The sequence below is a fragment of the Nocardioides ultimimeridianus genome (genome assembly GCF_054777895.1).
This window is the reverse complement of sequence record NZ_BAAHAB010000023.1, coordinates 50162-63935: the sequence shown is the minus strand read 5'-3', so window position 1 is coordinate 63935 and position 13774 is coordinate 50162. Positions and strand designations below refer to the sequence as shown.

The window sequence follows — 13774 nt, the reverse complement described above, 5'->3', positions numbered from 1 at the left end:
TGGCGGTCGTCACGGTCCGGCGTATCCGCTGAACTACGTATCTGTGGCGTGCTGCCTGCGTAGGGAATCCCGGCGGGCCCGCCGCTGTTGTTCGGACGTGAAGATCGACATCTGGTCCGACGTGGTCTGTCCCTGGTGCTACATCGGCAAGCGCCGCCTGGAGAGGGCCCTCGCGGACTTCCCGCACGCCGACGACGTCGAGATCGTCTGGCACTCCTTCCAGCTCGACCCGGGCGCGCCCACGACGCCGGTCGAGACCGTCGCCCAGGCCCTGGGTCGCAAGTACGGCGGTGGCGAGGCCGCGGGCCGCGACATGATCGACCGGGTCGAGGCGGTCGCTGCCGAGGAGGGGATGGTCTGGCGCCACCACAGCTCCCAGCGCGTCGGCACCGTCGACGCCCACCGGCTCCTGCACCTGGCACTGCACGACGGCGGAGCGGCGCTGCAGGGCGAGCTCAAGGAGCGGCTGCTGGCGGCGTACTTCATCGACGCGGCGAACGTCGCCGACCACGAGGTGCTCGCGAAGATCGCGGCCGACGCCGGTCTGGACGCGGGGCGGGTCAGCGAGGTGCTGGGCGGCACGGAGTTCCTCGACGAGGTGTACGCCGACCAGCAGCAGGCCGCGGCGTACGGCGCCACCGGCGTGCCGTTCTACGTCGTCGACAGCCGCTACGGCGTCTCCGGCGCCCAGCCGCCCGAGGCGTTCGCCCAGGTCCTCGAGCGGGCCTGGTCCGACGCCCACCCGGGTCTGGAGATCATCGGGACCGCCGACGCGGACGGGGCCTGCGGTCCCGACGGCTGCGCCATCTGAGCTACCGCGGCTCGCCCGACCCGGCAGCCAGCCGCGGCACCAGCCCGAGCAGCACCAGGAGCACCCCGGCGACGGCATCGGGCAGCAGGTCTCCGCGGCTCAGCGGGACGGGCAGCGCGACGACTACGGCGGTCAGCGCGGCCAGCCCGAACCGGCCGACCAGCCCGGCCGCGGCGCGGACGTCGACCTCGCCGCCGGGCGGTAGTGCGGCGACCAGTGCCAGGGCCGCGTGCAGGGCGAGGGCCGCGATCGCGGCCGGCACCGCGCAGGCCAGCGAGGTGCCGGTCTCGGGGACGAGGACGGCCCACGCGCCGGCGTACCAGAGGAGCGCGAGGAGCCCGGCCGACGAGTCCGGGACGACGGTGGCCGCGGCGGCGAGGACCGCGAAGACCGCGGTCGGCCACAGCCGTTGGCCCGGCGCCGCGGCCTGCAGCGCCAGCACCATGACCAGCACCGATCCCAACAGGACGGCCTCGGTGACGAGGGTGGTCGGCCCGATGACGAGCACGTCGTGGCGGCGTACCCGCACCGCGATGCGCAGCGCGCTCACGGCATGACCAGCCGGGGCGCGCGGGAGCGGTGGGCGAGCTCGAGCAGGACCTGGTCCAGGCTGTGCGGACCGGTCCATGCGGTCACGGGGATGCCCAGCGACCGGAGCCGATCCAGCTCGACCCCGCGCTCGATCAGCCGGACCCGCAGCGCGAGCGCCGCGGGGTCCGTCCCGTCGGTGGGCAGGTCGCCGGGCAGCGTGTCGACGACCACGACGTCGTGACCGGCCCGGTGCAGCATCGCGACCTGCTGGGTCGCGACCGGCTCGACCAGTGGGGACAGCAGCATGACCAGCGCCCCCGCTCCGAGGCCGTGCTGCGCAGCTGACGCCGACGTGCCGCGGGCGGTGCCGGGCTCGACCAGGGCGAGTGCGTCGAGGATCCGGCGCAGCTGGACCTGTCCGGCGCGGGCCGGCACGCGGGTGAGCTGCCAGGCGCCGAAGACGCGCAGCCCGACCCGGTCGCCGCGGCGCAGGTAGTGGCCGGCCAGGGTCGCGGCCGCGCGAACGGTGAGGTCCATGCTGCTCGGCGCGCCGCCCAGGCCGTGGCTCTCGCCGACGTCGTTGAGCGCGTCGACCATGAGGATCACCCGGGCGTCCGCGTCGGCGTGCGTCGCGGTGACGTGGATCCGCCCCGAGCGCGCCGAGACCCGCCAGTTCACCCGGCGTAGCCGGTCGCCCGGGACGAAGGGCCGCACCTTCGCGAGCTCGGAGCCGTCTCCGACCCGCGTCGCCCGCTCCATGCCGGCATGGCCCTGCGGGTGCGGCGCCGGGGCGCGCCCGGTCGCGCGCTCGGGCCGGGGGAGCACCACGAGCCGCAGCCCGGGCACGGTCACCGGCTCCGCGCGCCAGGCCAGCCAGCGGTCGTGGACGGTGAGCACCGGCTCGCCGAGGGTACGCCGGCCCCACCGGTGCGCCGTCAGCCCGAGCTCGAGCACGGCGGAGGCGTGGTCGGGGCCGTCGGCGTACGCACCGATCATCCGGCCGTCGGGCGGCTCCACCTCGAGGAAGCGCTGCGGCGGGTGGACGCCGGTCACCAGCGCGGCGGGCGGGAGCGCGCCGACGTCCGCGGTCCAGGCGACCGGCTCGTCCTCGTGCACGGTCGCCGCGCCGGTGGTGGCCTCGACCGTGGGCTCGCCGCGGGGGCGCGTGGTCCCCGCTGCGACGGCAGCGACGACCAGTGGCGCGGCGATGACGACCAGCTCGGGTCGCCCGGCGGCCACCCCGGCGAGGGCGATGGCCGCGCCCGCCACCGTGGCACGGACCTGCGCGTGGGTCGCTCGCCAGCCCACGACCGCTACCGGCCGCGCTCGCGGGTCGGCGGCGTCGGCACCTGGGCCAGCACCGACTCCACGACGGTCTCGCCGGTGGTGTCGCTGAGCCACAGCTCGGGGCGGATCGTGAGCCGGTGCGCGAGCGCGGCGGCCGCCACGGACTTCACGTCCTCGGGCGTGACGAAGTCACGACCGCCGATCAGCGCGACCGCGCGGCCGGCGAGCAGCAGCGCCAGGGCGCCGCGTGGCGAGGCGCCGACGAGCGTGTCGCGGTGGGCGCGGGTCGCGGCCGCGAGGTCGACGCAGTAGCGGCCGACGTCGGGGTCGACGGTGACCTCCTCGACCGCGGCCTGCAGCTCGAGCAGCCCGTCCCGATCGGTGACCGCCGGCACCTGCTGGGCCTCGGTACGCCGCTCGGTACGCCGCCGCAGCACCTCCCACTCCTCGTCCCGCCCGGGGTAGCCGAACCGCACCCTCAGCAGGAAGCGGTCGAGCTGAGCCTCGGGCAGCGGGAAGGTGCCCTCGTACTCGATCGGGTTGGCGGTGGCGAGGACGTGGAACGGCGCCGGCAGGTCGAAGGTGCGCCCCTCGACGCTGACCTGGCGCTCCTGCATCGCCTCGAGCAGGGCCGACTGCGTCTTCGGCGGGGTGCGGTTGATCTCGTCGGCCAGCAGCAGCCCGGTGAACAGCGGTCCGGGCCGGAAGTCGAACTCGGCCTCCTTCTGGTTGTAGATGAAGGAGCCGGTGAGATCGCTGGGTAGCAGGTCCGGGGTGAACTGCGCCCGCGCGAAGTCGAGGCCGAGGACCTGCGCGAACGTTCGGGCGGCGAGCGTCTTGCCCAGCCCGGGGAAGTCCTCGAGCAGCACATGGCCGCCGGCGAGGATGCCTGCCCAGACCAGCGACAGCGCGGCACGCTTGCCGACGATGGCCGTCTCGACGGCGTCGAGCACTCGGCCGGCGACGCCCGCGGCCTCGGTCGGCGTCACGGCGCGACCAGCTCCGCGTCGATCCGGTCCAGGACCCGGGCCAGGTCCCGGCGGTAGCGCTCGGGATCCGTCGCCGGCGGCTGCTCGAGGAAGCGCAGGACATCGGCCCCCAGATGCACCCGGCCGCCGGCGAGCAGCGCGTCCACCGCGTCGCGCAGCTCGGCATGGGCCTCCGCGGTCGGGCCGGCCCGGAGCAGGCGCGTGAGCCGGGCCAGCCGCGGGTCGTGCGACCGGTTGTCGTGGGCGTTCAGCGGCGCCTCGGTCGGCCAGGACAGCGCGCCGGCCTGCGCGAAGAGCCGGGCGCCGTACCGACCCAGGGTGCCGGCCGCCACGAGCAGGCACAGCCAGAGCGCGATCACCCCGTCACCGCCGTACGACGACGGGTGAGCCGGGTCAGGCAGGCCCGTGCCGCGTCGCGCTGCGCCTCGCCGATCGGGTGCCGCGAGAAGCGTGCCTCCCGGTAGAGGTCGGCCAGCTCGGCGAGCGCGGCCGGGTCGAGGTCGGCAGCGAGGGCGCGTGCCACGAACTCCGCCGGCGTGTCCTCGGGATGGCGGGCGACCCCCGCCCGCGCCGCGTGCTCCTCGAGGCGGACCCAGGCCGCGACGACCGCGTTGCGCACCGAGCCGCCCTCCTCGAGCCCGGCCAGGTCCTGCTCCAGGGCGGCCTCGAGGTCGTCGGGCTCCGGGACGGGCTCGGGCGCGTTCGGTGACACGGGGGAGGGGCGGATCGGGTGGCGCTCCCGGCGGCGTACCAGCCGGAGACGGAGGGTGGCGGCCAGCGCCGCCGCGCAGCACAGCGCGAGCAGCAGCAGGAACGCCCACCGGAACGCGGTCCCCAGGCCGTGGGCCGGGCCGGCGGGGCCGTGGGAGGACGCGGGATCCTGCCGCTCGGTGCGCTGGTGCTTCGGCGCGCGGTCGGTGCGACCGGCGGTCGTCGAGGGCTGGTCGCGGTGCAGCGTGAGGTGCAGTCCTGCGAGCGGGCGCAGTCCGTCGGACCCGCCCGCGAAGACCGCGGCCAGGGCGAGGAGGACCACGGTGACCAGCACCGGCCCGCGCATCTGCGCACCCATCCTCGAACGATAGGGCGACCATCCGCAGCCCGCCACCACGCGAGTTCGGACTCGTGGTCGACCGAAGGAAGGGTTTCGGCTGACCACAAGTCCGAACTCGGCGGACCAGACGTCGGGATTCGGCTACTTCACCTCGGAGCGCAGCAGCATCCGCAGCCCGAGCGCCAGCGGGATGACCAGCCAGATCACGGCGGAGACCCCGAGCTGGGCCCACTGTTGGCCGGTCACGCCGGCGTCGTACAGCGGGATCGAGGCCGAGCGCAGGTCGAACCACGGCGAGTGGTCGCGCCACCAGGGCTGCGCCGACGCGAGGGCCTCGGAGACACCGGGCAGGACCAGCGCGTAGACGAAGTAGCCGACCACGGCGCCGGGGGAGTTGCGGAACAGCACGCCCAGCATGAAGCCCATCAGCATGCCGATTTGGTCGGCGAGGACGATCTGCGCGAGCACGCCGGTCTGGATGTCCCAGGTCGGGGTGACGCCCGCGATGCCGGCGTTGACCAGGTTGCCCAGCGCGCCCGCGGCCAGCGCCACGATCACCGACACGACACCGACGGCGACCACGACGAGCAGCTTCGCGGCGACGATCCGTGCCCGGCTCGGCACCAGCGTGAACGTGGTGAGCGCGGTGCGCTGGCCCCACTCGCTGGACACCGACAGGGCGCCCAGGACCGGCAGGATGACGGTCGTCGGGATGCCGACGGCCTGGGCGAAGTCGCCGTAGCTCAGCGTCGCGCGGTCGCCGAAGAGCATGGTGGCGCCGGTGGCGATGAGCGACAGGATGCCGACGCCCGCGAGCAGCCAGAAGCCGGACCGGGTGTCGAACATCTTGCGCCACTCGACCTCGAGCAGCCGGTTGAACGGGATCGGGGCGGGCACCGCCCGCTCCTGGGGTACGACGGCGCGCGACGCCGTCTCCGGGGTGATCGTGGTGGCGCTCATGCCGCCGCTCCTTCGCTGGACTGGGTGGTCAGGGTGTCGCGCTGGGTCTCGGCCGTGAGCGACAGGAACATCTCCTCCAGGCCGGCGCCGTCGGCCGCCCGGAGCTCGGTGAGGGCGATCCCCGCGGCGAAGGCGGCGCGGCCGACGACGGCCAGCTCGCCCTCGACGAGCACCACGCCCGCGGCACCGGGCCGCGCGGTGAGGCCGGCGGCCTGGAGCGCGGCGACCAGGGCGGCCTGGTCGGCGGCGCGCACGAGGGTCCCGCCGGCGGCGAGCAGCTCGTCCTTGGTGCCCTCGGCGACGATCCGGCCGTTGCCGATCACGACGATGTCGTCGGCGATGACCTCGATCTCGTGCAGCAGGTGGCTCGAGAGGAGCACGGTGCCGCCCTGGTCGGCGAAGCCGCGGAGCAGGTCGCGCATCCAGCGGATCCCGGCCGGGTCCAGGCCGTTGGCGGGCTCGTCCAGGATCAGCACCTCGGGGTCGCCGAGCAGCGCCGCGGCGATGCCGAGTCGCTGGCGCATGCCGAGGGAGTAGTTGCGGACCCGGCGGCTCGCCTCGTGGTCGGAGAGGCTGACCCGCTCGAGCATCTCGTCGACGCGGGTGCGGGGGAGGCCCATCGTGCGGGCAGCGATCGTCAGGATCTCCCGGCCGGTGCGGCCGGCGTGCTGCGCCGACGCGTCGAGGAGTACGCCGACCTCGCGGCCCGGGTTGGGCAGGTCGGTGAAGCTGCGGCCCAGGATGGTCGCGGTGCCGGAGGTCGGCGGCGTGAGGCCGACCATGACCCGCATGGACGTGGACTTCCCGGCGCCGTTCGGGCCCAGGAAGCCGGTGACGCGGCCGGGTCGGGCCGTGAAGGACACGTCGTCGACGGCGGTGAAGTCGCGGTAGCGCTTCGTCAGTGACTGGATCTCGATCATGTCCCGGAGTCTGGCCGGACCGGGCCCCGGCGTACCTCCGGCGTGACCCTGGGATCGACCCTGAGCCGTCCCCGATGCGAGCCCCGACGAGTCCCCGACCGACCCTGGTTGGGTGGATAGGCTTGCCTAAGTTAGTGTTGCCTTGCCAAACCAATCGACCACCGGGAAGGGAGGGGGACCACGATGCTGCCCACCTTCGTCATCGGCCTGCGCGAGGGGCTCGAGGCCGCGCTCATCGTCTCCATCATCGCCACCTTCCTGCGCCGCAACGGCGGCTCGCTGCGCGGCATGTGGGTCGGCGTGACGGCCGGCGTGCTGCTGAGCATCGGGGTCGGCATCGGCCTCGACGCGCTCGAGCGGAGCCTGCCGCAGGCGGGCCAGGAGGGCCTCGAGACCGTCATCGGCCTGGTCGCGGTGGTGATGGTCACCGGGATGATCGTGTGGATGCGGCACCACGCCCGCCACCTCAAGTCCGAGCTGGAGACCGCCGCCGCGGACGCGCTCGCCTCCGGCACCACGACCGCCCTCGCGGTGATGGCGTTCCTCGCGGTCCTGCGCGAGGGCTTCGAGACCGCCGTGTTCCTGCTCGCCACCTTCGAGAACGCCACCAGCGCCCCCGCTGCGGTCCTGGGCGCGCTGCTCGGCGTCGTCGTGGCGGTCGTCCTCGGCTACCTGATCTACGCCGGCGGCGTACGCCTCAACCTGCAGAAGTTCTTCTCCTCCACCGGCATCTTCCTCGTGTTCGTGGCCGCCGGGCTGGTCATCTTCGCGGCCCGCACCGCCCACGAGGCCGGTTGGCTCAACGTGGGCCAGGGCCGCACCGTCGACCTGTCGTGGCTCGCCCCGAACGGCTCGATCCGGGCGGCGCTGTTCACCGGTGTGCTCGGCATCCAGCCCGACCCGCGGGTCGTCGAGGTCCTCGCCTGGGCCTGCTACCTGGTCCCGATGCTGGTGCTGATGTACCTGCCCGCGCGCCTGCGCCCCCAGGGCGCGCTCGCGCAGCGGATGCGGTACGCCGGCGCCGGGCTCCTCGTGGTGGTCGCCGCCGGACTGGCGACCCTGGTCCCGGCCGCGGCCACGCCACGCGCGGACCTCCCGGCGACCGTCGACGCGACGACCCTGATGACCTACACCGGCGGCCGGATGCCGGTCGGGATCAGCGCGCAGACCGCCCCCGGACCGTACGCCGCCGCGTGGACCGCCCGCGGCGAGGGCTCGTACGTCCTCACGCTCTCCGGCGGCGGCCTCACCGTGCCGCGCAGCCTCACCGTGGACGTCGCCACCCCCGACTCCACCGACCCCGGCAACAACCGTCCGCTGTGGCGGCGCTGGGTCCCCCTCGCCCTCCTCGTGTCCGCAGCCGCCCTGCTCGGGCAGGCCGCGCGCCGGCGTACCTCCGTCACCACCCCGAAGGAAGATCATGTCCCGATCAACGCGTAACGCGCTGGCCGCGTCCGTCGCCACCCTGTCCCTCGTCTCGCTCGCCGCCTGCGGCAGCAAGGACGCGACGAGCGCTCCGACCAGCAACGGCGCCGCGCAGGTCGCGGTGACGATGGTGGCCGGCAGCAATGGCGACGACTGCCAGTACGACGCCACGACCGTCCCCGCCGGCCCGGTGACCTTCACCATCAAGAACCAGAGCGCCACCGGCATCACCGAGTTCGAGGTGCTCGACGGCGAGCGGATCATCGGCGAGAAGGAGAACGTGATCACCGGTCTGCCGGCCGCCTCGCTCACGCTGACCCTCGGCGGCGGCGAGTACACCCTGTACTGCCCGGCCGCCGCGACCGAGAAGACGGCGCTCAAGGTCACCGGCCAGGCGGCCGCGTCGCCGACCGGCAGCACCGCCCAGCTGCTGCAACAGGGCGCCGACGAGTACGGCCAGTACGTCGTCACCCAGCTCGACGGCATGATCGTCGCGGTCAAGGGCCTGCAGAGGGCCGTCGCGTCCGGCGACGTCGCCGCCGCGCAGAAGGCGTACGCCGAGGCGCGGCCGTTCTACGAGAAGGTCGAGTCCGACATCGAGGGCTTCGTGCTCCCCGGCGGCGACCCGACCGACCCGGCCTCCAGCCTGGACTACCTCATCGACATGCGGCAGAGCAGCCTGGACCCCCAGCTCGGCTGGTCCGGCTTCCACGCGATCGAGCGCGACATCTTCGGGTCCAAGCGCATCACCGCCACCACCAAGAAGTACGCCGCCGACCTCACCGCGAACGTCACGACCCTCGCCGGCGTGGCCAAGAAGCTGACCTACCGTCCCGAGGACCTCGCCAACGGTGCGGCCGGGCTGCTCGAGGAGGTCCAGTCCAACAAGATCTCCGGTGAGGAGGAGGCCTTCAGCCACACCGACCTCGCCGACTTCGCCGACAACATCGAGGGCGCCCAGCAGGCCTTCGAGGCGCTGCGCCCCGGGCTCACCGAGCTCGACCCCGCGCTGGTCGCGACCATCTCCAAGCGCTTCGCCGCGGTCGACCGGCTGCTCAAGGGCTACGAGGACCCGGCCCAGATCGGCGGCTACGAGCTGTGGACCCCCGCGCTGCGCAAGAAGGACGCGTCCAAGGTGAGCCAGCCCGTCCAGGCCCTGGCCGACGCCCTCTCCGGCCTCGCCGAGAAGGTGGCGACGGCATGAGCGGCAGCGTGTCGGGAGGCGGCGCCGGCGGAATCCGAGCTGGCCTGGCCAGCGGATCTGTGCCACCCGCCGGCGACGCCGGAGACACGCTCGCTCGAAGGGGGATGAGCGGGCTGTCGCGACGCACGCTGTTCGCCGGCGCCGGGGGCGGCCTCGCCCTCGGGGCGGCGGCCGGGTACGGCGTGGCCTCGGCCACCGAGCCCGACGCCGCGGGCAGCGGCAACGTGATCGACCTGGACCGCACGTTCGCCTTCTACGCCTCAGCGGCGGGCGGCCACCAGGCCGGCATCGAGACGCCACCGCAGCGGCACAGCGTGCTGATGACCTTCGACATCGTCGACGGCACCACGCGGACCGACCTCCAGGTGCTGTTCGCCCAGTGGTCGGCGGCCATCGCGCAGCTGATGCAGGGCAAGCCGGTCGGCAGCGTGCAGCCGGACCGGCCCGGCGCCGTACCGGACGACACGGGGGAGGCCTACGACCTCGCGGCCGCCGGCCTCACCGTGACCTTCGGTCTCGGTCCCGGGGTGTTCGGCGACCGGTTCGGGCTCGCGGACAAGCGGCCGAAGAAGCTGAAGGAGCTGCCCGCGCTGCCCAGCGACACCCTCGAGCCGGCGCTGTCGGGCGGCGACCTGATGCTGCAGGCCTGCGCCGACGACCCGCAGGTCGCCTACCACGCGATCCGCGACCTGGCCCGGATGGCGCGGGGCACCGCCCACACCCGCTGGACGGTCATGGGCTTCGGCCGCGCCTCGGCCGGTGCCGGGCAGTCGACGCCGCGCAACCTGCAGGGCTTCAAGGACGGCACCCGCAACATCAAGGACAGCGGCGACCTCGACGAGTTCGTCTGGCTGGCCGAGGGCGACGACGTCGACTGGATGACCGGCGGCGCCTACATGGTCAGCCGCAAGATCCGGATGGACATCGAGACCTGGGACGCCGACGACGTCGCCAACCAGCAGCAGGTCATCGGCCGCTCCAAGATCGACGGGGCGCCGCTGAGCGGCACCCACGAGTTCGACGCCCCCGACTTCACGGCCACCGGGCCCGACGGGAAGCCGAAGATCGACGCGACCTCGCACATCGCGCTCGCCGCCCACGAGAACAACAACGGGCTGCGGATCCTGCGCCGCGGCTACAACTACACCGACGGCCTCAACGACCTCGGCCTACTCGACGCGGGGCTGCTGTTCATCGGCTTCATGAAGGACCCGCAGCAGTTCATCACGCTGCAGGAGAGGCTCGGCCGGTCCGACCAGCTCAACGAGTACATCGCCCACATCGGGTCGGCGCTGTTCGCCGTACCTCCCGCGCCCCAGCAGGGGAACTACCTGGCCTCCGCGCTGTTCGCGTGAGCGCCACTGCCCACCCTGTGTCACACGTTCGTAACGTGGGCGCGGGTGTTGGTAGCGTGGGGGACGCGCACAGCGCCGTGCGGTCCGAACCATCCCGTACCTAACGAGGTTTCGCTGTGACCGCTCGTCCCATCGTCCTGATCGCCGAAGAGCTCAGCCCCGCCACCATCGAGGCGCTCGGCCCGGACTTCGAGATCCGCAACTGCAACGGTGCCGACCGCGCCGAGCTGCTCCCGGCCATCGCCGACGTCGACGCGATCCTGGTCCGCTCCGCGACCAAGGTCGACGCCGAGGCGCTCGCCGCGGCCAAGCGGCTCAAGGTCGTCGCCCGCGCCGGCGTCGGCCTGGACAACGTCGACGTCAAGGCCGCCACCCAGGCCGGCGTGATGGTCGTCAACGCGCCCACCTCCAACATCGTCTCGGCCGCCGAGCTCGCCATCGCGCTGATGCTCGCCGCCGCCCGCAACATCTCGCCCGCCCACGCCGCCCTGCGCAACGGCGAGTGGGCGCGCTCGAAGTACAGCGGCATCGAGCTGTTCGAGAAGACCCTCGGCATCGTCGGCCTCGGCCGGATCGGCGTCCTGGTCGCCCAGCGGCTGCAGGCCTTCGGCATGGACGTCATCGCCTACGACCCCTACGTGCAGCCCGGCCGCGCGGCCCAGCTCGGCATCCGGATGGTCGACCTCGACACCCTGATGGCCGAGGCCGACTTCCTCACCGTGCACCTGCCCAAGACCCCCGAGACGATCGGCCTGATCGGCGAGGACGCGCTGTCCAAGGCCAAGCCGTCGCTGGTCGTCGTCAACGCCGCCCGCGGCGGCATCGTCGACGAGGACGCGCTCTACACCGCGATCAAGGAGGGCCGCATCGCCGGTGCCGGCCTCGACGTGTTCGCCAAGGAGCCCTGCACCGACAGCCCGCTGTTCGAGTTCGACAACGTCGTCGCGGTCCCGCACCTCGGCGCCTCGACCGACGAGGCCCAGGAGAAGGCCGGCGTCGCCGTCGCCAAGTCGGTGCGCCTCGCGCTCGCCGGCGAACTCGTGCCCGACGCCGTCAACGTCCAGGGCGGCGTCATCGCCGAGGACGTCCGGCCCGGCATCGGCCTCACCGAGAAGCTCGGCCAGCTGTTCACCGGCGTCGCCGGCGAGGTCGCCCAGCAGCTCGACGTCGAGGTCCGCGGCGAGATCACCGCCCACGACGTCAAGGTGCTCGAGCTGGCCGCCCTCAAGGGCGTCTTCACCAGCGTCGTCGAGGACCAGGTCTCCTACGTCAACGCGCCGCTCCTCGCGGCCGAGCGCGGCCTCGCCGTACGCCTGGTCACCGAGCCGGAGAGCCCCGACCACCGCAACCTGATCACGCTGCGCGGCACCCTCGCCGACGGCTCGCAGGTGTCGGTCTCCGGCACCCTGGTCGGCATCCAGCGCCGCGAGCGCATCGTCGAGGTCAACGGCTACGACATCGACATCGAGCCCACCGACCACCTGGCCTTCTTCACCTACGACGACCGCCCCGGGATGGTCGGCACCGTCGGCCAGATCCTGGGCGGCGCCGAGGTCAACATCGCCGGCATGCAGGTCTCGCGCGACTCCAAGGGCGGCCAGGCCCTCGTCGCGCTGTCGGTCGACTCCGAGATCCCGGCCGAGACGCTCGCCGAGATCGCGCAGGCCATCGACGCCACCTCGATCCACGCCGTCGACCTGACGGACTGACCCGCCGAAAGAAGCATTCTGGCTCGCCGAGATTGCGATCTCGGCGAGCCAGAACTGTCTTTTCGCGGTCAGGCGACCATCACGCCGCCCGGACGTCCGCGTCCGGCCGGTGTTGTCGGCGTGGTCGTTCCGGCACCGACCTCGGCCCAGGCGGCCGCGATCCGGCGTACCGCCTCCTCGAGTAGGTCCGCGGACACGGTGAACGGCAGCCGGACCCAGCGGTCCAGGCCGCCCTCCGGGGCGAAGGCGGGGCCGGGGGCCAGCAGGACGCCGTGCCGCTCGGCGGCGTCGGCGAGGGGGACGGCGCCGGGCCGCGGCAGCCGGCACCACAGGACCATCCCGCCGTCGGGGCGGCGGTAGGTCCAGTCCGGCAGGTGCTCGGCGAGCGCGTCCATCAGCGCGTCGCGCTGGGCGACCAGCCGCGCCCGATGGGTCGCCAGGAGGGCGCGGTCACCGAGCAGGCGCACCAGCACCAGCTGCTCCAGCACCGGCGCGCCCAGGTCCAGCCCCACCCGTGCCCGGGTCAGGGCGTCGACCTGGTCCAGCGGCGAGCGGATCCAGCCGAGCCGCAGGCCGCCCCAGATCGCCTTGCTGGCGCTGCCGAGCGTGATGGCGTCGGGTGCGTACGACGCGAACGGCCGCCTCGGCTCCTGCCCGTCCAGCAGCAGATCGTGGTGCGCCTCGTCGACCACGGCGGTGCCGCCATGGCGCCGCAGCAGCCGTGCGTACGCCGCCCGGCTCCGCTCCGGCATCACCAGCCCGGTCGGGTTGTGCAGGTCGGGCATCAGGTGCACCAGTCGCGGCCGGTGCCGCGCGAGCACGGCCTCGACGGCCTCCAGGTCCCACCCGGACTCGTCCAGCGGGATGGTCACCAGCCGGCCTCCGCCGGTGCGCAGCGCCTCCACGGCGTTGGGGTACGTCGGCGACTCGACCAGCACCTTCTCGCGCGGACCGGCGAGGGCCGCACCGACGATCGCGGTCGCGGCCAGCGCACCGGCCGTGACGATGACCTGCTCGGGCCGGGTGGGCAGGCCGCGCGCGTCGTACGTCGCCGCGATGGCGCTCTGCAGCGCCGGGAGCCCGGCCGGGTAGTACCCGTGCCCGCCGAGGTACGCCGGCAGGTCGGCCGCCGCCTCGGCGTACGCCGCCGCGATGCCGGGCGGCGCGGTGGCCGCCGCGCAGACCAGGTCGATGACGTCGTCGGCGGAGGAGGCGGGCCCGGGGGAGAGCGCGCGGTCGGTGGCCCGGCGCGGCCCGCCGGGCAGCCGGGTGAAGGTGCCGGACCCCTGACGTGCCTCCGCGTACCCCGATTCCCGCAGCAGCTCGTAGGCCCGCGTCACGGTGGTCCGCGAGACCCCCAGCACCGAGGTCAGGGACCGCTCGCTCGGCAGCCGGGTGCCGTAGGAGAGCCGGCCGTCGCCGATCAGCTCGCGCAGGGCGTCGGCCAGGCCGACGTACGCGGGGGAGCGCGGGAAGCCCTCGACGAGCACGGCCAGTCGAGCGGCGGAAGTGGTCTGCTCCATAGAGGCCAG

The 13774-nt window shown here is 73.8% G+C and carries 13 protein-coding genes; 5 read left to right on the top strand and 8 right to left on the bottom strand.

Annotated features, from left to right (window positions below; genetic code table 11):
• The first annotated feature begins 97 nt into the window (after window positions 1-97).
• Window positions 98-811 (top strand): DsbA family oxidoreductase, encoded by a 714-nt coding sequence (locus tag ACYU8V_RS20925; RefSeq protein WP_460850168.1) that lies wholly within the window; start codon window positions 98-100, stop codon window positions 809-811.
• Between the two features lies 1 nt (window position 812).
• Here ACYU8V_RS20925 and ACYU8V_RS20920 read toward each other — a convergent pair whose 3' ends face one another.
• The 7 genes from ACYU8V_RS20920 to ACYU8V_RS20890 all read right to left on the bottom strand — a co-directional run bounded on the left by ACYU8V_RS20920 (window position 813) and on the right by ACYU8V_RS20890 (window position 6549).
• On the bottom strand, window positions 813-1361 hold the full coding sequence (locus ACYU8V_RS20920; protein ID WP_460850167.1) for a hypothetical protein: 549 nt from the start codon (window positions 1359-1361) through the stop codon (window positions 813-815).
• Window positions 1358-2650, bottom strand: a complete 1293-nt coding sequence (locus ACYU8V_RS20915) for a DUF58 domain-containing protein (RefSeq protein WP_460850166.1) — start codon at window positions 2648-2650, stop codon at window positions 1358-1360. Before ACYU8V_RS20915 ends, ACYU8V_RS20920 begins: the two co-directional genes overlap by 4 nt.
• A gap of 5 nt (window positions 2651-2655) precedes the next feature.
• Window positions 2656-3618, bottom strand: a complete 963-nt coding sequence (locus ACYU8V_RS20910; RefSeq protein ID WP_460850165.1) for an AAA family ATPase — start codon at window positions 3616-3618, stop codon at window positions 2656-2658.
• The gene (locus tag ACYU8V_RS20905; protein WP_460850164.1) at window positions 3615-3977 is read right to left on the bottom strand and encodes a hypothetical protein; all 363 of its coding nucleotides are present in this window, start codon (window positions 3975-3977) and stop codon (window positions 3615-3617) included. The genes ACYU8V_RS20910 and ACYU8V_RS20905 overlap by 4 nt, the downstream gene beginning before the upstream one ends.
• Window positions 3974-4687, bottom strand: a complete 714-nt coding sequence (locus ACYU8V_RS20900; RefSeq protein ID WP_460850163.1) for a DUF4129 domain-containing protein — start codon at window positions 4685-4687, stop codon at window positions 3974-3976. The genes ACYU8V_RS20905 and ACYU8V_RS20900 overlap by 4 nt, the downstream gene beginning before the upstream one ends.
• Before the next feature lie 123 nt (window positions 4688-4810).
• Window positions 4811-5629 carry an ABC-2 transporter permease gene (locus tag ACYU8V_RS20895; protein ID WP_460850162.1) on the bottom strand — a complete coding sequence of 273 codons (819 nt, stop codon included), beginning with the start codon at window positions 5627-5629 and terminating at the stop codon, window positions 4811-4813.
• Complete coding sequence (locus tag ACYU8V_RS20890) at window positions 5626-6549, bottom strand: ABC transporter ATP-binding protein (RefSeq protein WP_460850161.1); 924 nt, start codon at window positions 6547-6549, stop codon at window positions 5626-5628. Before ACYU8V_RS20890 ends, ACYU8V_RS20895 begins: the two co-directional genes overlap by 4 nt.
• 183 nt (window positions 6550-6732) lie before the next feature.
• On the opposite strand from ACYU8V_RS20890, the gene efeU reads away from it, so the two are divergent.
• The 4 genes from efeU to serA all read left to right on the top strand — a co-directional run bounded on the left by efeU (window position 6733) and on the right by serA (window position 12242).
• Complete coding sequence (gene efeU, locus ACYU8V_RS20885; RefSeq protein ID WP_460850160.1) at window positions 6733-7989, top strand: iron uptake transporter permease EfeU; 1257 nt, start codon at window positions 6733-6735, stop codon at window positions 7987-7989.
• Complete coding sequence (gene efeO, locus ACYU8V_RS20880) at window positions 7970-9178, top strand: iron uptake system protein EfeO (protein ID WP_460850159.1); 1209 nt, start codon at window positions 7970-7972, stop codon at window positions 9176-9178. The genes efeU and efeO overlap by 20 nt, the downstream gene beginning before the upstream one ends.
• Before the next feature lie 104 nt (window positions 9179-9282).
• Window positions 9283-10533 (top strand): iron uptake transporter deferrochelatase/peroxidase subunit, encoded by a 1251-nt coding sequence (gene efeB, locus ACYU8V_RS20875; RefSeq protein ID WP_460850158.1) that lies wholly within the window; start codon window positions 9283-9285, stop codon window positions 10531-10533.
• A 116-nt stretch (window positions 10534-10649) separates the two neighbouring features.
• A complete protein-coding gene (gene serA / locus ACYU8V_RS20870) occupies window positions 10650-12242 on the top strand; it encodes a phosphoglycerate dehydrogenase (RefSeq protein WP_460850157.1) in 1593 nt (530 codons plus the stop codon).
• 68 nt (window positions 12243-12310) lie between these two features.
• Here the strand turns inward: serA and yczR are convergent, their stop codons facing one another.
• Window positions 12311-13765: a MocR-like transcription factor YczR gene (gene yczR, locus ACYU8V_RS20865; RefSeq protein ID WP_460850156.1), complete on the bottom strand. Its 1455-nt coding sequence runs from the start codon at window positions 13763-13765 to the stop codon at window positions 12311-12313.
• Window positions 13766-13774 lie beyond the last annotated feature (9 nt).